This is a genomic window from Armatimonadota bacterium, from assembly GCA_016125185.1.
Lineage (GTDB): Bacteria > Armatimonadota > Fimbriimonadia > Fimbriimonadales > Fimbriimonadaceae > Fimbriimonas.
In genome coordinates this window covers 1420133-1439890 of record WGMG01000006.1, presented here as the reverse complement: position 1 = coordinate 1439890, position 19758 = coordinate 1420133, and the positions used below count along the sequence as shown (strand labels likewise).

General features: G+C 56.7%; 25 protein-coding genes and 1 pseudogene. 13 read left to right on the top strand and 13 right to left on the bottom strand.

The features are described 5' to 3' along the window. The first annotated feature begins 12 nt into the window (after nucleotides 1-12). Nucleotides 13-516: a hypothetical protein gene (locus tag GC165_14785; protein ID MBI1334135.1), complete on the top strand. Its 504-nt coding sequence runs from the start codon at nucleotides 13-15 to the stop codon at nucleotides 514-516. Here the strand turns inward: GC165_14785 and GC165_14780 are convergent. The 3 genes and pseudogenes from GC165_14780 to GC165_14770 form a co-directional block, all read right to left on the bottom strand. Continuing rightward, on the bottom strand, nucleotides 513-980 hold the full coding sequence (locus GC165_14780) for a VOC family protein (GenBank protein MBI1334134.1): 468 nt from the start codon (nucleotides 978-980) through the stop codon (nucleotides 513-515). The two genes, GC165_14785 and GC165_14780, sit on opposite strands and share 4 nt — an antisense overlap. A gap of 482 nt (nucleotides 981-1462) precedes the next feature. After that, nucleotides 1463-1921, bottom strand: a pseudogene (locus GC165_14775) (ATPase). After that, complete coding sequence (locus GC165_14770) at nucleotides 1905-2255, bottom strand: metalloregulator ArsR/SmtB family transcription factor (GenBank protein ID MBI1334133.1); 351 nt, start codon at nucleotides 2253-2255, stop codon at nucleotides 1905-1907. Before GC165_14770 ends, GC165_14775 begins: the two are co-directional and overlap by 17 nt. 115 nt (nucleotides 2256-2370) lie before the next feature. On the opposite strand from GC165_14770, the gene GC165_14765 reads away from it, so the two are divergent. Beyond that, complete coding sequence (locus GC165_14765; GenBank protein ID MBI1334132.1) at nucleotides 2371-3327, top strand: PEP-CTERM sorting domain-containing protein; 957 nt, start codon at nucleotides 2371-2373, stop codon at nucleotides 3325-3327. A gap of 46 nt (nucleotides 3328-3373) precedes the next feature. Here the strand turns inward: GC165_14765 and GC165_14760 are convergent, their stop codons facing one another. Genes GC165_14760 through GC165_14740 form a run of 5 tightly spaced genes read right to left on the bottom strand, consistent with a single transcriptional unit; the run spans nucleotide 3374 to nucleotide 6359 of the window. Continuing rightward, complete coding sequence (locus GC165_14760) at nucleotides 3374-3868, bottom strand: DUF664 domain-containing protein (GenBank protein MBI1334131.1); 495 nt, start codon at nucleotides 3866-3868, stop codon at nucleotides 3374-3376. A gap of 9 nt (nucleotides 3869-3877) precedes the next feature. Beyond that, complete coding sequence (locus GC165_14755) at nucleotides 3878-4306, bottom strand: DoxX family membrane protein (GenBank protein MBI1334130.1); 429 nt, start codon at nucleotides 4304-4306, stop codon at nucleotides 3878-3880. Between the two features lie 20 nt (nucleotides 4307-4326). Beyond that, nucleotides 4327-5268, bottom strand: a complete 942-nt coding sequence (locus GC165_14750) for a hypothetical protein (GenBank protein ID MBI1334129.1) — start codon at nucleotides 5266-5268, stop codon at nucleotides 4327-4329. Between the two features lie 18 nt (nucleotides 5269-5286). Next, nucleotides 5287-5628 carry a metalloregulator ArsR/SmtB family transcription factor gene (locus tag GC165_14745; GenBank protein MBI1334128.1) on the bottom strand — a complete coding sequence of 114 codons (342 nt, stop codon included), beginning with the start codon at nucleotides 5626-5628 and terminating at the stop codon, nucleotides 5287-5289. Between the two features lie 2 nt (nucleotides 5629-5630). Further along, nucleotides 5631-6359, bottom strand: a complete 729-nt coding sequence (locus tag GC165_14740; GenBank protein ID MBI1334127.1) for a DUF899 domain-containing protein — start codon at nucleotides 6357-6359, stop codon at nucleotides 5631-5633. A gap of 461 nt (nucleotides 6360-6820) precedes the next feature. Between GC165_14740 and GC165_14735 the strand changes: the two genes are divergently transcribed. Together GC165_14735 and GC165_14730 are read left to right on the top strand one after the other, a co-directional pair. Then, nucleotides 6821-7282 carry a hypothetical protein gene (locus tag GC165_14735; GenBank protein MBI1334126.1) on the top strand — a complete coding sequence of 154 codons (462 nt, stop codon included), beginning with the start codon at nucleotides 6821-6823 and terminating at the stop codon, nucleotides 7280-7282. A gap of 217 nt (nucleotides 7283-7499) precedes the next feature. Then, complete coding sequence (locus GC165_14730; protein ID MBI1334125.1) at nucleotides 7500-7931, top strand: hypothetical protein; 432 nt, start codon at nucleotides 7500-7502, stop codon at nucleotides 7929-7931. 11 nt (nucleotides 7932-7942) lie between these two features. Here the strand turns inward: GC165_14730 and GC165_14725 are convergent, their stop codons facing one another. Further along, nucleotides 7943-8905, bottom strand: a complete 963-nt coding sequence (locus GC165_14725) for a hypothetical protein (protein ID MBI1334124.1) — start codon at nucleotides 8903-8905, stop codon at nucleotides 7943-7945. Nucleotides 8906-8953: 48 nt separating this feature from the next. On the opposite strand from GC165_14725, the gene GC165_14720 reads away from it, so the two are divergent. From GC165_14720 to GC165_14705, 4 genes are read left to right on the top strand one after another with little or no spacing between them, the layout of a single operon-like run. Continuing rightward, on the top strand, nucleotides 8954-9235 hold the full coding sequence (locus GC165_14720; GenBank protein MBI1334123.1) for a DUF3303 domain-containing protein: 282 nt from the start codon (nucleotides 8954-8956) through the stop codon (nucleotides 9233-9235). A gap of 45 nt (nucleotides 9236-9280) precedes the next feature. Continuing rightward, complete coding sequence (locus GC165_14715) at nucleotides 9281-9922, top strand: vancomycin high temperature exclusion protein (GenBank protein ID MBI1334122.1); 642 nt, start codon at nucleotides 9281-9283, stop codon at nucleotides 9920-9922. Between the two features lie 43 nt (nucleotides 9923-9965). Next, complete coding sequence (locus GC165_14710; GenBank protein ID MBI1334121.1) at nucleotides 9966-11093, top strand: beta-propeller fold lactonase family protein; 1128 nt, start codon at nucleotides 9966-9968, stop codon at nucleotides 11091-11093. A gap of 32 nt (nucleotides 11094-11125) precedes the next feature. Beyond that, complete coding sequence (locus GC165_14705; protein ID MBI1334120.1) at nucleotides 11126-12118, top strand: esterase family protein; 993 nt, start codon at nucleotides 11126-11128, stop codon at nucleotides 12116-12118. Here GC165_14705 and proC read toward each other — a convergent pair. Then, entirely contained in the window at nucleotides 12115-12912 is a 798-nt protein-coding gene (gene proC, locus GC165_14700; GenBank protein MBI1334119.1) for a pyrroline-5-carboxylate reductase, read from the bottom strand. The genes GC165_14705 and proC overlap by 4 nt on opposite strands. A gap of 78 nt (nucleotides 12913-12990) precedes the next feature. Here proC and GC165_14695 point away from each other — a divergent pair, with 78 nt between their 5' ends. Genes GC165_14695 through GC165_14685 form a run of 3 tightly spaced genes read left to right on the top strand, consistent with a single transcriptional unit; the run spans nucleotide 12991 to nucleotide 15545 of the window. Beyond that, entirely contained in the window at nucleotides 12991-13497 is a 507-nt protein-coding gene (locus GC165_14695; GenBank protein ID MBI1334118.1) for a hypothetical protein, read from the top strand. A 3-nt stretch (nucleotides 13498-13500) separates the two neighbouring features. Continuing rightward, the gene (locus GC165_14690) at nucleotides 13501-14079 is read left to right on the top strand and encodes a sigma-70 family RNA polymerase sigma factor (GenBank protein MBI1334117.1); all 579 of its coding nucleotides are present in this window, start codon (nucleotides 13501-13503) and stop codon (nucleotides 14077-14079) included. Then, nucleotides 14076-15545: a hypothetical protein gene (locus GC165_14685; protein ID MBI1334116.1), complete on the top strand. Its 1470-nt coding sequence runs from the start codon at nucleotides 14076-14078 to the stop codon at nucleotides 15543-15545. Before GC165_14690 ends, GC165_14685 begins: the two co-directional genes overlap by 4 nt. Before the next feature lie 7 nt (nucleotides 15546-15552). Here GC165_14685 and GC165_14680 read toward each other — a convergent pair whose 3' ends face one another. Beyond that, nucleotides 15553-16110 (bottom strand): hypothetical protein, encoded by a 558-nt coding sequence (locus GC165_14680; protein ID MBI1334115.1) that lies wholly within the window; start codon nucleotides 16108-16110, stop codon nucleotides 15553-15555. Between the two features lie 26 nt (nucleotides 16111-16136). Between GC165_14680 and GC165_14675 the strand changes: the two genes are divergently transcribed. Both GC165_14675 and GC165_14670 read left to right on the top strand, forming a co-directional pair. Beyond that, on the top strand, nucleotides 16137-16784 hold the full coding sequence (locus GC165_14675) for a cupin domain-containing protein (GenBank protein MBI1334114.1): 648 nt from the start codon (nucleotides 16137-16139) through the stop codon (nucleotides 16782-16784). Nucleotides 16785-16798: 14 nt separating this feature from the next. Further along, nucleotides 16799-17119 carry a hypothetical protein gene (locus GC165_14670; protein MBI1334113.1) on the top strand — a complete coding sequence of 107 codons (321 nt, stop codon included), beginning with the start codon at nucleotides 16799-16801 and terminating at the stop codon, nucleotides 17117-17119. Here GC165_14670 and GC165_14665 read toward each other — a convergent pair. Then, nucleotides 17116-17715, bottom strand: a complete 600-nt coding sequence (locus tag GC165_14665; protein MBI1334112.1) for a hypothetical protein — start codon at nucleotides 17713-17715, stop codon at nucleotides 17116-17118. The genes GC165_14670 and GC165_14665 overlap by 4 nt on opposite strands. A gap of 38 nt (nucleotides 17716-17753) precedes the next feature. After that, nucleotides 17754-19691, bottom strand: coding sequence for an aspartate kinase (locus GC165_14660; protein MBI1334111.1), 1938 nt, complete (start codon nucleotides 19689-19691; stop codon nucleotides 17754-17756). Nucleotides 19692-19758: the final 67 nt, after the last annotated feature.

Sequence of the window (19758 nt, the reverse complement as noted above, 5' to 3'; positions counted from 1 at the left end):
AAGCCATAATGAATAGTCCATACTAGACGAGTGACTACTATTCGGTCAATTCAGGCTAGCCTTTCGTCGGTGAGGACGGACCTCGCCGAGGTATTCCCTCGGCTTTCTGACGAGATGCTCGAATGGGCTCCGGCCGATGGCATGCGCACGGTGAAGGGCCAATTCGTTGAAATCTTGGGAACCGAAACGTCGCTCCAGTATCTAATTCAAGCTTTGCCAAGGCCTGAGAACGACGTCGTCGATGCTCCGTTTTGGGCGACGAAAACCGTCGATTGCTTGCGGCAGAAAACTGACGAAGTCCGTCAGGCGACTCTGACGCTTTTGCGAAACGTCGGCGACGAAGGACTACAGACTCCGGTTGAGGTCTCGGCTGGATTTGCCGAATACCTCGATCTCGACGTGGTCACGATAGAAGATCTCTTTCGATTTATTGCCCGGCACGAGTCCTATCACGCCGGGCAATTGGTCTCCTATCTGTGGATGAGAGGCGACAACCCTTACGACTGGGAGGCTTAGCCTCCCTCCGCCGCCTTCTCTAGGTCGGCGATGACGATCTTTCGCATTCCCATCATCGCGTTCATAACGCGTCCCGCTTTCGATGGATCGGGATCGCTCATCAGCTCCATCAGCCGATTCGGCGTCACCTGCCACGAAACGCCGAACTTATCCTTCAGCCATCCGCACATCGACTCCTCGCCGCCGTCCGCGGTCAAGTGAGACCAGTAGTGGTCCACTTCGGCTTGGTCGGCACAATGGATCATAAAGGAGGTCGCCTCGGTAAAGGCGATGCTCTTCGGTCGGCCGTTAAGGGCGATGAAGTCCTGGCCGAGAATTTCGAATCCGGCGACCATGACGTCCCCATCGCCGCCCATGCGGGAGACATGCTTGATCTTGGCGTCCCTGAAGACGGAAACGTAGAAGTTCGCGGCGTCTTCGGCATTGCCGTCGAACCACAGAAATGGCGTGATCTTTTCTGACATTAGTTGTTTGCTCCTTCGGTATCGAAAATCTCCTGCAAGCGCTCGTATCCCTCGACCATTCCGTGCTCCATGCCCGAATAGAGCATGCCGTCGCGGTTCTCGGTCGTCGTAAACGAACTGATCGTCGTGACCCGCGTGATGCCGTCCTTCTCCTCAAATGTGGTCGTATTGGTCAACGGATCGTAGTCCTCGTATTGAAAGGTTCCGACCAATCGATCGGGGCGGGAGATTTCCAGAATCTCACCGCTGAAGCGGTACTTCTCTCCGGCTCGTTCGTGAGTCATCGTCCAGCGGCCACCAACCCGTGCATCGAAGGTGCACTCGGTGCAGACGATGTCCCGCGGACCTTGCCAGCGGCGGATGTAGTCGGGATTCGTAAAGGCTTCGAAAACCAACTCCTTCGGGGCACGAAGCGATCTCACCGTGCGGATTTCGGTTGGAGAGGGAAGCGACAGCGCCATCTTGAAAGGCTCGTCCTCCGCCTGCTTGTCGGCCAAAAGGGTATCTAGGCGAGTAACGGTTTGGAAAAGTCCCTTGTCCGCGCCGTAGGTTTCTACGATTCTGGTTCTCTCCTCGACCGACGGGAAGACCATACGGAACTCCATGGATGTTTTACCGCCCACCTTCTCCTCTAGCGTGACGACTACATGGAAGTCCACCGACCTGCTGTCGCAGCCGTGGTCGTACTCGATCTGGTCCGGCCCTGTCTTCACGTATCGGATGAAGTTTGGATAGTCCGTTCCGTCTGGACCATGCATGGTGAACCGCCACACGCCGCCGGGCCGAAAATCCATCTCGTGAGTAGTCGTGGTAAAGCCAAACGGCCCCCACCAATGGGTGATCATGGCCGGATCGGACCACATTTTGAGGACCAAATCTCGGGGAGCGCCGAACTCTCGTGTCACCACGAGTTCGCGAGTCGGATCAATGGTTGTTGTCATCGTTGATTTCCTTGGTCTGAAGTCCAAAAAGAAAGGAATCGAGTCGGTAAAAGCTCTGCTCCCAATACTGGCGATAGTTCTCAATATACTGCTGCGCTTCTTCCAACCGTGTCGCATCCAGGCTTCGTAGCCGAGATTGGGCCTTCCGGTTGGACCGCACCAGGCCGGCTCGTTCGAGAACTTTGAGGTGTTTGGTCACCGCCGGGCCGCTGATCGAAAACTGTCTTGCAATCACCCCCATCGGCCTCGGCCCTTGAGTCAGTTCCTCAAGGATCGCTCGCCGTGTGGGGTCAGCCAAAGCCCCAAAGATATCGCTCAGCGTATCCGTCGTCATATATTTCCTTTTGGTTATATAACCTGTTGGTATTATATCCTCTTTCTGAATGATGTCAAGAACTTTTGTCGAGGAATGACGAATCAGCTGCTCGCCCAACCCAGAAATCGCAATCATGTTAGACTTTTGGGGAGGGAAGGACTTCTCATTCAGCCTGCAAGGAAGCATGGGGTTATCAACCATGAAGAAAGCGGCACTATTCTTTCTGGCTCTTGGCGTTACCGCTGGAGCCTTTGCGCAAACCACACTCATCATGCCGGATAGCGGGAACAACCGGCTCGTTTCTTTCGATCCATTCGATGGAAGCGTGATCAATTCCAATCTATTCGGTTTGGCTGGGGGCACACCGATTCAAGCAATTCAAGTTGGAAACGAAATCTGGGTTTCGGAGCAGGTCGGTGATCGCGTCTCTCGATGGAGCATGACGGGGACGTCATTGGGGCAGATTTCTGGAGGACTCGATAACGTTCGTGGCCTATCGCTGATCGGCAACACGGTCTACGTCTGCAACGCAGGCACCTCCAACAATGCACCAGGTCCGGCGATCGTGGAATACGACACCTCCGGTGGATTCCTTGGTAGTTTCGCGACGCCAGAAGCCTCCGGGCCTTTCTCGATTCTTTCGTATCAAGGCGGCATGCTGGTCGGTTCCAACAACTCGAGCGACGATATTCACAAATATTCGTTGGGTGGAAGCTCGCTGGGCACCTTCCACGATGGCACCGACACAAACTTCGTCGAGCAGATGAATTACGATGCCAATGGAAACGTGCTGGCCTCGTGTTTTTCGAGCGGCGGTATCGCTATTCTGAACTCTGCCGACGGTTCGTCGCTTGGATCGATCGGACCAGGCACCGGCAACCGCGGCGTCTACCAGTTGGGCAACGGCAATATTCTCTATTCCAACAGTAGTGGAGCATTTGTGTTCAACGTAACTACCGGCGGTTCGACTCAGGTCTATACAGGTAGCGGACGGTTCTTTAGCGAGCTCTCGGCTCCTGTACCCGAACCCGCTAGCCTCTTGGTTCTCGGGCTCGGCGCTGTGGCGCTCCTTCGTCGCCGCAAGCAGTAAATGCAAAAAAAACGCCTCTCGACCCCAGGGCCGAGAGGCGTTACGGTTAGCCCATGTGCCAGTCCATGTCGCCGTAGATTGTCTGCAGGTACTCAAGCTGAGCTTGATGCCATTGCGTGTGCATGGCCGGGAAGCCCATGACGTTGCGAATCGCCATCTGGCCGAAATTGAACGGCATCTTAACTTCCGTATCAAGCTGACCGGCGTCTAGGCCGTCCATCCATTTCTCAAAGTCCTCGCAGGCCGTCGTAAACTTCTCCAGCGCTTGCTCACGCGTGGAAAAGTGGCTCTCCTCATCACGGAAGTATTTCTCTGCTTCGTCTGGAGTCGGCACTGGGAACGGAGTTCCCATCATCGTATGATGCAGGTTTCGAACCGCCGACGCAGCATGGACCATCAAGTGGACCGGCGTGCGGGCCGTCTTGGCGGGCGACCAGTTGACTCGGTCATCTGGGGTGTGGGCGAAGATGTTCAGCAGGCCGTTCTTGGCCCGGACGAACTCGTTTTTTGTCGATTCGATGGTTTGCGCGTCAGTTGTCATATGAGTGAGTTAGGATTCGCCCTTGTCACGGGCGGAGTCGATGCTCCACCTGCCCGCACCGGCGGACGAGTAGAACAGGTAAACGAAGCAAAGAACCGCCGCCGGGATGCCGTTATTGAGGTTTGGCACAATGCCGGCTGGCCATTCGCCTTTGAAGTGAAACTGGAAGAACGCAACCGCCATCATTCCCGAGAGAAGGAATGCCACTGGGCGGGTCAGGAAACCAACCATCAGAAGCAGACCGCCGATGAATTCCAGCCAGCCGCCGACGACCATTTGGGGCGGCATCGGACCACCCGGTCCAGGTGGCGCCGCCGGAAAACCAAAGAGGATGATGGTTCCCGACACAGCCAAGATTAGACCGGTGAAGATGCGCAGAAGGCTCAGCAGATAAGGGGCCGCCGCCTTCCATTGAACGATTACGGGTGAATTGCTCATAGGATTCTCCTTGTTCGGTTCTACGAATTCAGCGAGTCGACAAACTCCGAAAGTCGGCCCAAAGTCTGGCGTCCACCCTCGACCGCGCCGAACTTCATCACCTCGGCTAGTGCCTCCGGCGAACCGAAGACCGTGTGGAGTGTGACCGTCGTCTCTCCCTTATCGTCCTCCTGAAATTCGACCGTTGCTCGGAAGTGGATGTGTGGTTCTTCCTGGTCGTCGGTGTGGTCGTAAACCAACCGATTGGGTCGATCGACCTCGATGTAGGTGATCCGATTCGGATAGTCGGTTCCATCCGGGCCGTGCATCATAAACCGCCACACGCCGCCGGGTCGAACGTCCATCTCGTGGATCGTGGTGGTAAAGCCGTTCGGTCCCCACCACTTTCCAACCTGTTCGGGTTCGGTGAACGCCGCAAATACGACCTCCTTCGGCGCTCGAACCGTGCGCGACAGCAGAATGCTGCGATCCGCCACTTCGGGAGTCTGGGTTCGCACCAATTCGTTGAGATGGTCGAAGGCGCCGTTCCATCCGCCTCGGTGGTCTTCTCGAGATTCGATGGATGGCAGACCGGCGTGTCGGAACGTCATCAGCGTCTTGCCGCCGATTTCCACCAAGTCGACCGTGATCAGTCCATCCTTGAGTGGATCGGTCTCCGGTCGGTTCTCGCCCATCCACTTGTGGGTCATCACCAGCCTTCTAGGCGGATCGATTTCGCGGTAGGTCCCTTCCATGAAGTATTCGTCACCGTCCGAATGCCGCATGGCCGTGCTCCAACCGCCTCCAACCTGAAGGTCGATCTTTGCATACATGACCGAAAAGCCGTGCGGACAGATCCAGCGCATCAGCATGTTGGGGTCCGTCCACGCTTGCCACACGAGGTCGCGCGGAGCGTCGAATGTCCGGGACATAAGGAGATCCAAGCTCTCTGGATCGATGGTCGAAATAGTGGCGTTGCTCATGATAGATAGCTTAGATGTTTAGCGGTGGTTTCCCTGTGTACGTTGAATGTCCTGGATGTAGGCGTCGAGCCGATCAAATCGTTCTTCCCAAAGGATTCGATACCGCTCAACCCAGTCCGACACGTCTTCCAATGGCTTTGCGTTAATTCGGCTCGGACGGAGCTGAGCCGACCGTCCACGTTCGATCAGGCCCGCCCGCTCCAAAACCTTAAGGTGCTTAGAAATCGCGGGGAGGGTCATATCGAACGGCTTCGCCAACTCGGAGACGGTCGTCTCGCCCCGGGCGAGGCGCGAGAGAATCGCGCGCCTCGTGGGGTCGGCCAGAGCCGAAAAGGTCAGACTGAGTTGATCGGCGGGCATGATTATCCGTAGGTAGGGTTTTGCGGCCAGCCTTCGGGCGAATCTTCCCAATCCTCCTGGCGGCCATATGGCGTGACGTCGAGCATGGCGTAGGTGTCAGTTAGGCATTCGACTCCGCGTGCATAGGTCGAGTACGTATGGTAAACGCCGTCATCGGTTCGGAAGAAGACACTCAGTCCTGGTGCCTCTCCAAACGGCATTTCGGCTGGGCGATTAGCAAGGAAGACTTCGGTACCCACAAAGTTATAGTCTGGCGGGGCGACCTCGGGGTCATGGGTCACTTGGAAGTCGTAATTGAATTCCGATCCTAACGAGGAATACCAAGGGATGGTCCAACCTTTCTCGTTTTTGTAGGCTTCCAATTTGGCGAGAGGAGCCCTCGAAATCAAGACAAAGTTGGTGTTTCGCTTGTGCAGGGTCGAAAGGTCGCCGATCTCATTGACGAATCCCGTGCAGCCAGGACAGCCCTTCTCCCAATCGGGTCCGTACATGAAGTGGTAGACGATGAGTTGGCGCTGACCGGCAAACAGATCCTCGAGGGTGACCTTTCCTTCCGGCCCCTCGAATTCGTAGTTCTTGTCGATCTTCACCATGGGCATGCGGCGGCGTTCCGCAGCCAGGCGATCCTTTTGCCGGGTCAGGTCTTTTTCCTTGACCAGCAGCTTGCGGCGGGCTTCCAGCCACTCTTCTTTCGAGGCGATAGGGGGATGGGCGATGGTGTCGGTTGTCATTTATCTTTCTCCGTTTGAATTCGTTTTTGTTTGCGTTCCTGACGCATCTGCTTGGCGACCGCGAAGGTCGCGGTCCCGCCGACGCCGGTCGTAGCGACACCAGCGACGAGCAGGATTAGAGCCGAGTAACAGGCGGGGCACATTTCATTCTCCAGTCAGTTATTTCACCATTTGGTTAATTAACTGATTGGTATAATACGCCAAGATTCGTCGGCTGTCAAGAAGTTTTCGAAAAATTCTTTCCACGGCCTAGGACAAGGTGGGATGGCAAGAATGACTCCGTTCCTGACGGGCGAAGATGGCGGCCAGAATTGGAGCGTAGCCGCGAAAGATTCCCTCTCCGGTTTGTCGCATAGCGAAAACGGGGGAGGGTGTCTCCTGACTTGTGTCAGGAGACGGGAGGGGAAAGTCCACTAAGGTGACACCATCAAGGTTTTATAGGACGATAGAATAGGGAAGTCATGTTTGCCGAGGCGTTAGCGCAGTTCCAACCAACTCTGCCGCCCGCCTCATGCCTCGACGACTCATCTGGCGACATCGAAATCAGGACCCGAGCGGTCCTATCGTTGCTTTGGATCGTAGATGCCCCACCCTCCGAGCCAATCGAGGTGTCACCCGATTCGTGCCCAAATTGCGGCATTCCCGTTGCTTCGACGCGTAGCCCCTATTGTTCGGACGCCTGTCGCGAGGCTTCGGCCTTCGTTCGCCAGTTTCGAAGCGGAGTCGAAGAAGGCTCGATCCACAATCATGACCGCCAAGCCGCCCTCGGCCAAAAGCTGTGGTACGTCTTGGGTGGCGGCTATCCGCGACGCGAAGTGTTGGTCCCCAACCGCGTCATCCTCAAGGTCATCGAGCGCGAAGGAGGAAAGTGCGAGGAGTGCGGAGCGAAGGCGACAACCATCGACCACTCCGGTAGTGGCTGAAACCGTCCGATTAACCTGCGCGCCGTGTGCGCGCAATGCTGTCGGATCAAGCAATACGAAGACCAAACGTTCCGAAACACCGCCGAATTCCAGGCGAGGCTCCGCGATTTCGGCGTCCGAAGCCGATCCCAAAGGGCCGTTCGCCGTAGTGATGATCCCACAAATTGGAATTGGCGTGAATTTATCTCCGAGCGGCGCTCGTATAATGAAGTTAATCATGGCTGATTCGATCGTTCGCCAAAGTTCGCCGAACCTTCTTCACCAATTCGCGAAGGTCATCAAATCGCCAAGCGTCATCGCCTACTTCGTCCTCGTCCTGACCGTGCCATTTTGGACCAAATTCGTGATGGTGGCTGCCCTCCGCACCTTCGTCTTTGATCCCCACGAATGGATCGTCGGCACAATGATGATCGGTATCACCGCCTTCACCCTCTGGACCTGGATTGCCTTCTTTCGTGCCATCAGGAAACCGGGTGGCGCTCGAAAGCTCTTTGGTGACCTTTGCGCAATGCTTGCCTTGCTACCTCTCATTTCCGCCACCGTCGTTTGGCAGAACCTTCGAGATGGCGAATTCTCGGTCAAAGAGAACGGCAAGGTTCGCCCCGCGACGAAGTCCGAAGGGTTGAACATCGTTTTGAGTCGGCAATAGCTAACCGACGCCTAGACGTTCGGAACTCCTCTTGCTCTCAGCCGCATCCGAACCACAAAAATTGGACCTAAAAACGCCCCATAAACGGTCCCGATCGCAAACGCTCCAACGAGAACATGCTGACTGGCCGGTATTACAACGGACGCAATGCATCCAATCACCAAACAACCGAACATGGCAACCGTTCCCAACTGCAAGTCCGTCCTTTCCAAGAGATTGGCGATGGAGTCTTCCGGCAAGGAAAGCGAGGAGGATTCGAACGGAAACATCGGTGGCTGAGAAGGGTTCTCCTTGCGATTTCGGGCTTGCTGAATCCAGGTTTGTAGGTCTGTACACTTCCGCTGACAGTCGGCTTGGTCCTGAATATCCCGGACCTCGAGGCAGATAACGTTAGGCCCGGACGACGGATGCGACCAGTGCACATAGACGCGTGGATTGTTTTGGGAAGAGGTCTCCCTGCGCTGAATTTCCACCCGATCAACGGATGATAGAGGCAAAATGAACCCTGGTCCGTAGCCTCGGTAGACCAGACATGCGTCCTCGATTCGAACGAAGCCTCGATCCCAACTCGAATCGCTTCGAAAGTACCACGTGTGGGTACAGTACGAGACGCCAACATGCCGCTCCCCAGGTCTTGCGCTCAGTTCCTTCGCATCGTTCTGAGCTTGTTCGCGCATGGCCCGCCGAGATAGGATTCCGGAGACTTGAGAAGTTACCCAAGCCGAAGGAACCCACACCATGGCAACAACGGCGATGATTGGTATGTGAAGAAGGCTGCGGCCAAAGAGCTTGATGAGCGCTACGGCGAGGACGACGCCAAAGGCGACCCCTACCGTTCTCGCATATGGCTTGTGCCCAGTCCCGATATGCACGGGTGGTAAATGACGGAACTTCATCATCCCGATATCGTCGAGATTGATTCGATTGGTCAGCGCTTGGTATAGCTCCGAGTTGGACATTCGCATGGGTGGCAATCTAAGTATTTTAACCGCCACTTGCCCAGTTCAGTATTCTTGAGCAAGATGCCAAATCAGCAGTACATGGTCGTCGAGACCTTCCGAAACGGCGATGCCAAGCCGGTTTACCGACGCTTCAACGGGCAAGGCAGACTCGCGCCCGAGGGATTAATCTATGTGAGCAGTTGGGTCGATGAACGCCTTGAAAAGTGCTTCCAGATCATGGAGTGCGACGATCGGTCTCTCCTCGAACAATGGATTGCCAACTGGTGCGATTTGGTGGAGTTCGAGGTCTACCCGATCATCACTTCGAAGGAAGCCGTCGAGCGAATTTCACCTGAGCTCTAGAAACCGGCAACTTACCGAAGCGGAATCATGTCGATGTGAGAAGACATGAAGAATCGCAGGCGCCGTCGCACCATCGTTGTCCTATCCGCACTCACGTTTGTCGGCGGCTTCTTTGCCCTGGCCAACGGGGCGATTCTGCACTCGGCGGCGGATCGAACTTACAATCACATCCGATATCTGCCGCGTCACCACGTCGCCATTGTGCTTGGGTGCTCTCCCACTTTGGGTAAAGATCCCAATCCATGTTTTGAGTCCCGTGCAGACCGCGCCGCCGAGCTTTACTGGGCGGGAAAGGTTGACTACTTATTAGTGAGCGGCGACAACAACCGAGTTGACTATGATGAGCCAACTGCGATGGAAGCGGCTCTCATACAAAGACAAATTCCCCAGAAGGACATCATCAAGGACTACGCGGGGTTCCGTACCCTCGATAGCATGGTGCGGGCTCACAAGGTCTTCGGCCTGAACAAGGCATCGGTTGTAACCGACGACTTTCACATGCCACGCGCCCTTTTCTGTGCGAAAGAAGCAGGCCTTAAAGCCGACGGCTTTCCATCCCATGTTGAAGATGGTCACCTCACGGCGTCCTCAAGGGCCCGCGAAGTCTTCGCCCGCGGACAAGCCGTCATCGACGAAGTTCTGCATGTCGGCCCAAAATTCCTCGGCAAGCGCGAAGCGATTCCGTAGCCGGTTCGTCTGTCCATGTATACTCCGATGACATCGGCGCAAGATGGCCGAACGGTGTAGGACGCCCATGCTGAACGTTTCGATCGATAGGAAATTCTTGAAACCTCTCCTTTTTGCCTCCGCCATCGGTGGCATGGCCCTGTTGTCGAGCTGTGGCGGATCTCTGGTCGGCGGCAACTTCTCCGCCGAAATTGTCTACATGGCGACCGGCACCAAAATCGTTCAGTACGCGGTGACGTCCAACGGCACGCTAACGCCGCTCACCACCGCCAGCTTTGACTTGAACGGGGCTTCGGATGTCGCCATTGCCAGGAGCGGTAACTATGGCTACGTCGTGGCCAATGGTCAAGCGATCTACCAATATTCGATTCCCGCTTCGGGCCAACTCACTGCCCTCACCACCGCCAATGTGGCCACTACCGCGACCGACATGACTTCGGTAGCCGTGAGCCCCGACGATAAGTTTGTCTTTGCCCAAAGCAGAAACGGCGGCGTGATCGAGTCCTACTCGGTCGGGACCGGCGGCGCGCTGACAGCGGTGGCCTCCGGCTCGGTTGCGACCGCGACTGATGGCGACGGCATGGTCCTCACGCCTGACGGAAAGTTCCTGTACGCTACAGGCTATGGTTCTAACGCTGTCAGTGCCTACTCGATCGGTACCGACGGAATCCTGACCCCGCTTTCGACCCCGACCTACACGGTCAACTCTCCGTCTCGCCCCACGGTTTCGGCGGACGGGAAGTTCTTGTACGTTCCGGCTTCGATTGATGGCATCGCCCAATTTGCGATCAACGCCGATGGTTCGTTGACTCCGCTGTCTCCGGCGACCGTTGCTGGACCGGCGGCAGGTAACGATACGTTTGCTCTCTCGCCTAACGGCAAATTTGGCTACGTCGGGTCGTTCAACGGCGGATTCGCGGGAAGCCCGGTTGGCCAGTACTCCGTGGCGACGGATGGAACCTTGAGCCCTCTGAGCCCGGCTTCGGTCGCAGCGGGTAATGCCCCGGCGTCTATCGCCATCGAACCCGGTGGCCGATACCTTTACGTCGCAAACACCAACGACGGAACGGTTTCGCAGTTCTCCATCGGTGCCGACGGCACCCTCGCCCCGCTTTCTACCGCGACGGTTGATACGTCGGGCGCGGGTCGGATGGTCATTTTAGCTCGCTAATCGCGACCCAATCGGGGTAGCGTGGGGAAGTGATGGTATCGACGATGATGGCCGCTTTGGCCCTCGGGTTCCAACAGGCTCCGCCTACGACCGATTTGACGACGTTGAAACCCTATCCGCCCAAGGCGGGCGAGGGCGACTACTTCATCGGTCCATCCTACATGGACGCGCCCGAGCTAACGCCGCGAGACAACGTGCCAAAGGGCCGCGTGATCTCGTTCGTCATGGAGTCGACCGATAGCAAAATCTACGCCGGCATCGCTAAAAACGCACCGGGTCAGGTCGTGCCGTACCATCGCCATGTCACCGTCTACGTTCCCCAACAGCTCGACATGAAGAAGCCGGCCCCATTCTTCATCTCACAAGACAGCATGGGGCGTGGCATCGTCCCGACGATCCTTGATAACATGATCGCCGACCACCGCCTGCCCGCGATGGTGGCAATCCTGATCGATTCGGGCGGCGGCGACGCCCAAGGCAGCGAGCGTGGACTGGAATACGACACGGTCTCAGGTCAATACGCCGAGTTCGTCGAGAAAGAGGTCTTGCCGCGCGTCACCCAGGAAACCGGCGGCGTCACCTTTACCAAGGATCCGAATGGGCGAATGACGATGGGCGGCAGTTCCGGCGGTGCGTGCGCTTTTTCGATGGCTTGGTACCATCCCGACCTCTATCATCGAGTGCTGACCTACTCCGGCACCTACGTTAACCAACAGTCGCCATTCAATGCCGAATCGCCCCACGGAGCTTGGGAGTACCACGAGAATTTCATCCCCAAATCCAAACCGAAGCCGCTTCGCATTTGGATGGAAGTCAGCGAGAAGGACCTTCGCGCCAACGATCCCGAGGAGACTTACCACAACTGGGTGTTGGCTAACCGGCGGATGGCGGGAATCCTCAAGGCGAAGCGATATCACTATCAGTTTGTTTTCGCCAAGGACGCTGGTCATACTGACGGACGCGTCCTGCGCCAAACCCTTCCGCAGGCGCTGGAATGGGTGTGGCAGGGATACGGACCGCGCTAGCTTGAGCCGAGGGTCTTGCTTCGGTCGGTCGCCGCGCGAACGGCGCGGATCAGCGTCGCTCGCATCTTGCCCTCTTCGAGGGCGATAAGGCCGTCGATGGTGCATCCTGCAGGGGTTGTGACTTCGTCCTTGAGCATGGCCGGATGGCGACCGCGTTCGAGAACCATCTGGGCCGATCCGAGCATCGTTTGTGCGGCCAACAAGGTCGAAACATCGCGGGGCAAGCCCACGCTGACCCCCGCCTCGCTCAGCGCCTCGATCATCACGTAGATGTAGGCGGGACCGCACCCGCTCAATCCGGTGACCCCGTCCATCAGGTGCTCGGCTACCGTCGCCGTTTTGCCGACGCATTCGAAAATCTTGATCGCTTTTGCGATTTGGGCTTCTTCTGGTCCGCTGGCGATGACGGTCATGCCTTGCCCAATTAGCGCCGGGGTATTCGGCATGGCCCGAACGATGTGGGGTTTTCCGCCCGACCATTCGGTGAGTTGAGCCACGGTGACGCCCGCCGCCACCGAGATAACCAGGTGCTCGGCTGTTAGATCTTGGGCGATTGCTTCCAACGCCTTTTGGGCCTGATAGGGCTTCACGCAAAGTAAGAGAACTTTGGCCGATGTTGCCAGGGCGCGGCTGTCGGTTGTTACTGGAATGCCGATTCTTTCCGACGCCGTTTGGGCGCTTTTGGCGGTGGCCGTCGTGGCTCCAACGAGGTTCCAATCCTGGCTTTCGGCGTCTCGCAGACCCACGGCGATCGCCTCGCCAACCTTACCAATTCCGATGATTCCAATATCCATTTGTCGATCCGGTCCCAATAGTCTACTGACCTTGGAACGAAGCCGGTGAAAAACTCCGTAAGGCAGGTACATTGAGCCATGAAACTCTGGTCCATCGCCTCTCTCGCCCTGCTCGGAACGGTTGCCGCCCCGGCGCAGACGCCGGTGACCGGAGTCAAGGACCCGGAAAAGCTCTTTGCGAGTCCCAACAAGAAGCTGAACGCCAATAAGCAGGTGGTGCTTCACATCATCCGCGACCTCTTGGAGGCTGGGCATTGGGACGAAGCGCCGAAGTACCTGACCGAAGGCTACATCCAGCACAACCCGAACGTGGCCAACGGCCGCGATACAGTCGTCAAATTCTTTTCGGCAATGCCCAGTAAGCCGATTCCGAAGCCGAGCGAGTGGCGAACGAAGGTCGTTGCCGTCCTCGCCGAAGGCGACCTAGTCGCCGTTGCGACCGTTCAGGAACTTCCCAACCCCAACGAGCCGGGCAAAACCTACACCACGACTTGGTTTGACATGTGGCGAATCAAGGACGGTAAGGCTGACGAGCACTGGGATGGGGCAACGATGATGGCCAAACCGAAAGCAAATCAGCGATAGGTTTTGCGCCTTGGCGCGAACTCCTTCGTGAATGCAGTTGCCAAGGAGATTTCGTTGACCCAATCTAAACTCGAAGCCGTCGAACTTCCGCCCAAGACGTCCGCCACATCGTTTGTCGATGCCCGGCGACAGTATCAAGACCTTGTCTTTGCATTCGTTTCGAGGCGCATCCGCCCCGTCGAGGAAGCCGAGGATGTCGTCGCGTCGATCTTCGTCGATGCCTACCGGCATTGGAATCATCGTAAGGGTGATCCGCGACTTTGGTTGCTCGGAATTGCCCGACGCAAAGTCGCCGACTCGCTTCGCAAGAAGCGTCCCAAGTGGTCGCTCCGCGAGAGTGATTCGACGTCCGATGCGATGGATGAGTTCGTGACCAGAGCCGAGGCCGATCAAGCCGCGGCGATCGTGGCCAAACTGCCGCCCGACGAACGCGACGCCCTCTTGATGCAGGTCGTCGATGATCTGTCGATCGAGGAAATCGCCGTGATCCTAGGACGCAGCGTCAAGGCCGCCAACTCCCTTCTCGGTAGAGCTCGGAAGCGGGTTCGCCGCCTCACCAATTTACAAGGAAACCAAAAATGAACGACCAAATGTTCGACCGCCATCTTCGTGCCGCCTTTCCCGTCGAGCCGCTCTCCGAAACTGCCGACGCTAAGATCGACCGCGCGCTTGCCAGATTCGATGGTAAACGGCGTGTCAAGCGCCGAGTCTTTTTCACCGCGACCTGTGGCACCGCCATTGCGACGGGCATATGGGTTTTTCCCGCCGTGCAAGCCCAAGCCAGCATTGGGGGCATGGTGTCGGCGATGGATCGGAAAGTGAGTTGCCGAATGCTCACCTACAGCATGGAGGATGGGGCAAAACAGGTCCTGGTGCGATCGACGACTATCTCCAAGGGCGACGTCTTCACTACGAACGCGGCAGGGGATGAGCGCGAGTACGAGATCGGTGCGACCACGTATAGCTACGATTCCACGATCGGGGCTTATGTTCAGAGTCCGCGCCGGAACGGCTTGCGAATGCGCCTTTCAGATATGTTGGGGAGCGCAAGCATTTTCTCCGTGAAGAAGCAGGCGACAGTGACGAAGGCGGTTGTGAATGGGAAGGAAGTTATTCGCGCCGTCATTAAGAACGGCGACCTTCCGGAGCGGTACATCATCGAAGCCGATCCCGACTCCCAACTTCCGATCCACATGGTGGTCGAGTCTCTGGAACAAGGAAATTGGCGGCCAAACACCAATATGGTGTTCGATTACCGCGACGATGTGTCGATCGATACCTCGGACCTCAAATCGCATCGAGTCGTGTCCGCCGAGCAGGCGAGCAATGAGTTTTTGGATTCGATGACAGCGAAAACCGTTTGCCGGTTGGCGCTCAAAAAGCACGATCTGATCGTCAGAGCCGTCGATGTAGCCCAGGACGGAACGGTGTTGGTGGCATACCAGTCAGGCAGCCGGACCTGGAATTCATGGAGCGGATATTCGATTCATCTCAAAGACGACTTGAACACCGACTATGTCCGCCTTGGCGATCTGTTTGGGAACTTTGGAATGGAAACGATTCCTAAAGACGGCACGATTCAGATGGAGGTCTTCGTTCCATACCGCCCGGTCTCCGCTGAGCGAAAGCGGACGCTGGACTTCTGGATTGTCAAGAACAAGGACGGTAGCTTGGGACAAATGATTCAGGCGATCTCACGATATGCGGATGGCAGAGAAGTGAAGCGGTGGCAACTGAATTCAAACGATCCGGGTACCGAGCAGTCGTTGCTTCAGAAAACTGTTACAGGGCCGACGTGTCAAGACTATCCGAGGTGGGCTCAAAAGCTGAGCTACATGGATTTTGGCAATGAAGTCTATACGGCGATCTCGCGCGCCGCGACGAGAGCGAAGCGAGCGGAAGAACTGCAAGATTGGAAAGCCGCTGAAGGGTTCCTGCAGGATGAACTAGGGCTGATGCGACTCTCGCCATCAAAGGGCTACAGTTCCTGGTCTTTGGGCGGCACGATGGATGAAATCGACAAGGTCCGCGCCAAAATTCAACCCTAAGTCGTTGCTACTCGCCGTCGCGATCATCCAGCGGCGAGTAGTGCCACTCCCAGAGCGAGCGAAGTCGAGGAGACAAGTCGGTATCGCCGAAGGCGTAGCGGTGGCTGTGCGGGAAAGAAATCGGTTCGACGATTCCATTTGGGATTCCGAACTCCTCGATACAAGGCATCGACCAATCAAGGGGACCGTACAGCCAGATCCGGTCGTGGATATCGCAGACGATGCGGCGCCGATCCTTCGTCATGAACCAGAATTCGTGCCGAGCGTCTTCCACCAAGAAGTCTCCAAACTCATCGAGGAACCGGATCGCATCGCTTGGCAACAAGGCTGGAGAAAGGTACCGGCCCGGTACCTCACCTTCTTGGATCGATTGGACAAGAATATACAAAATCTTGACCTCTTGATCTAGGCTGCCCAACAGGAGTCGGAGGAATCCCAAACGGTCCGAAACGACTCGGACCACAAGGCACTCGGTGCCACCCGGGTACCGGAAGACTTCGTAACTATCGCGGTCGAACGCCGGAATCTGCTCTGGTCCCTCGTCGCCCATCCGATAGAGTCTCATGAGCCTTATAGGGTACCGTTCTCTGCATGCCAGGTTCCGAGCCGCGATGGGATGAGAACGCTCGAGCCATCGCCGGAGCGAGGATGCGCCGGACGCGGATGCAACAGCAGTTGTCCATTCGCCAACTGGCCGAGAAGGCGGGAATCAGCAAGACATCGGTGGTTCAAGTCGAATCCGGGCGCACCTCTCGCCGAAGCACATACTTAAAGGTGGCCCAAGTATTGGGCCTTCACTTGGATCGCTTATTGCTGGAAAACCCGATGGGCGATCGGCCCTACGCCGTCCATCACGGCGAAAACGACTCCTGGTTCGACCTCGTGCATTTCGGCGATGGCCCGTTACCTTCGGCGGCCCAGCACAGCGTCGAGGCCCGCGCCGCGCTTAGTTCTCGGGAAGGTGTTGCGCCGCTCAACATTCTGGCGAGCCGGCTCGAACAAGGACGTATCAAGCCGACGATTATCGAAGTTTTCTCGCGGAGCGAAACGCGATCTCACGCGGGCGAGGAGTACGTTTACGTTTTGGAAGGGAAGGCCGTGGTCTACGTCGGTTCTGACTCGGTGACCCTGGATCAGGGTGAAAGCATTACGTTTTGGAGCGCTGAACCCCACTCTTATGCCCCTGCAGAGAATGCGGACCTGCCGGTGCGTCTCCTCTCCGTCCGTGTCGATTCGTAGCTATACTGACGCTCATGGGAATCATGGTTATCTGCGCGTTTCGGCCCAAACCGGGCAAGGACGACGAGTTGCTGGGTGTGGTGAGGGATCATTTACCGATTCTGCGTGGTCTTGGATTGGCGACCGAACGTCCGACCCTTGCGATGAAAGCTAAAGACGGCACCGTTGTCGAGGTTTTTGAATGGGTGTCATCGGAGGCGATCGAACGGGCCCACCATGACCCCGAAGTCAGAAAGCTATGGGATCGCTACGAGGCTTGCTCGGACTACATCAAGGTCAATCAGGTGCCCGAAAGCGACCAAATGTTTGCGGGATACGAGCCGATCGACCTTTAGAATTTTACGTGGACCGGGCTCGCGTTTTCGAGGCGGATGTACTTGCTGGTGAAGGCGTGAAGGAACTGACCACCATGTCCCGAGTGACCGACGATCAGCACTCGCTTACCGGCGTAGGTCTTCTTGAAGAAGGCGACCGAAGCCGATACCTGAGCCAGTCCGGCATTGTAGTCGGGTGAGTTCGGCAGGTAAATGTCGTACCGACCGATGCGAAACTGGGGCGCGATCATGCTGGGTACGTCCACTTGTTGCTTGCTGTAGGTGAACTTTGTCGCGTGGGCATTGGCCGGTCGCTTACTCGTGCAGCACTCATAAAGAAGCGGCCACACTAACGCTTGTCGATGGATTTCTTTTAGGTACGGGGCGATGGTCTTCAGGGCTCGCGGCGATGGCGATACCAGAATAATGTCGTAGGGCTTCTCTTTCAGCAGTTTTTGGGTGAGAGCTTTCACCTGAGCCTCCCCCTTCTTGCTGAACGTGTCGATCGTCTTCGAGTTGTACTTACCCGTCGCGTTTGCGATGGTCTCACCGTGCCGGACAAAGGTGAGGTCGGTGGTCGTCACCATCGAAAGCGCAAGCAGGAGCGGGATCGCCATACCCCTTATGGTACTTCAGCCTTCGACCCCCGTGGTCTTTACTCGGGGGTGCCCAAGTCGAAGTAGTCGAACAAGAGCCGCACTGTTCGATTTGTTTCAGCTTCCGGCACCAACAGACTCAGCGAGTAATTGCTATCGCTGGTTTGCAGAACCGAGATTCCTGCCGCATTGAGAACGGATAATATCGCTACCAAAACGCCAGGCCGCTCGATGTATTCGTGTCCTACGATTGAAACCATCGAACAACCAGGCGTAACGCAAGTCGTAATTCCGTGGACTTCGGCAAGGCTAGCCAGGAGCCGAGTTTGGTTGACCACCTGCGGCGAAGGCTCCTCACCAACTTGGAGTAAATATGCGGAGCGTTCCTTCGACACCGACGGTAGCACGAGGCCATCGCAAAGGTGGGCAAAGAGCGGGAACGAGGAGCGGGGAATGGCGAAGCCGGTGCTTTTCGTGCTGATGTTGATCATGAAGAGACTGATGCCGTTTTCGGCCATCGTTTCGTAGATACGCCCCTCCAGCATGGCTCGATCTTCAGGCGAGGCGTCACTGAGGTCGAACTTGAGATAAACCAGCCGTCCCGTCCGAATGACACCAGTGATTCGGCGCTCAGGAGCTTCATCGTCGACCACGACTCGCGTTCCAGGATCGTCGGAGAAGGTGTTTTTGATCCAGAGAGGAATGCCGTGGGTAAGGGCAATATCAACGGCCCGAGGATGAACGACCTTGGCACCAAGGTGCGAGACGGCCGCGACTTCGCCGTAGGTGACTTCATGAAGCGTTTGGGCTTCGGGGATGACATTCGGGTTGGCGGTCTTGATGCCGTCGACATCGGAATAGATTTCGACTGAGTCCGCGCCAAGAGCGACGGCCATCGCCGAGGCCGTTGTATCCGATCCGCCGCGCCCTAGCGTGGTGACCTCTCCAGCCGCTTCTGTGCCTGCGCCGCCAGTGCCCTGAAAGCCACAGATGACAGGAATGTTGCCATCGAGAAGGCATTTTTCGATGCGCTCGGGCCGAATGGCGACAATTCGGGAATTTCCGTACTCGCCGTCCGTCTCGATTCCAGCTTGACCACCTCGAAATGCCTCGGCGTTATGCCCAAGGGTCTTGAGCGTGTGGGCAAAGACGACGCCCGACAGAGCCTCTCCAGACGAGACGATGAGATCGAGCTCGCGAGGATTCGGGCTTATGTTGGTGTCGATGTCCTGGAGGAGGCCAACCAGTGTGTCGGTCGAATAGGGAAGTCCTTTGCGTCCGATAGAGCCAATGACCACGACGGGCTGAAAGCCCATCTCGCGAGCGGTTACGACCTTCATCGCCGCGGCCAAACGGGCCTCGGCCGACTCGATGCTGGAGCCACCGAACTTCATGACCTTGACCTTCTTGCCGCTGAACGGTCCCTGGTAATCGATCTGAGCAGGAGCGTCATCGCTCTCTTCGAAGCTTTGAAGCAGTTTTTCCGCCGATCCGGCTTCGATGACCATCGTGGTTTGGTCGTGCATATCGCCGATGTGGTCAATGTGGACGCCCGCCGTGATGGCGTGGCCGATGATGCGGCTCATGAGCCCTTCTTCCTCGCGGATGTTCGGAGCGTAAATAGTCAGCACGCTCCGGCCACGCTTGACCGAAAAATACTGGCCACAAGTCTCAAGGATCTTCTCGACATCGTCGGCACGATTCTCAAAAATCGTCAGCGAAATGCCGGTTCCCGTGAGTTTGGGAAACTTGGCGCTGACCCCGGAGTCGGCAAGCATTCGCAGGATTCGCAGCCGCTCGGTGTGAAGCTGCTCTGGTGGAATTCGCGAGATATGGACCAGGGCAAACCCTGGCTCCAGCGTCATTTTTGAAATGCCTTTCCGAACTTCAAATTCGGTACCCGTTGACGGTTGGCCGCCTGCTCCGCGAAGATCCACACGGAAATCATACCGATCATCGCCAGGAAGCGCAACCGAGGGGCCCTGTCTGGTTCGCATCTAGCGTCTTTCCTACATGTTAATAATTCGTTTTATGACAAAATGCCTATTTCTCTTTACGCTGGGT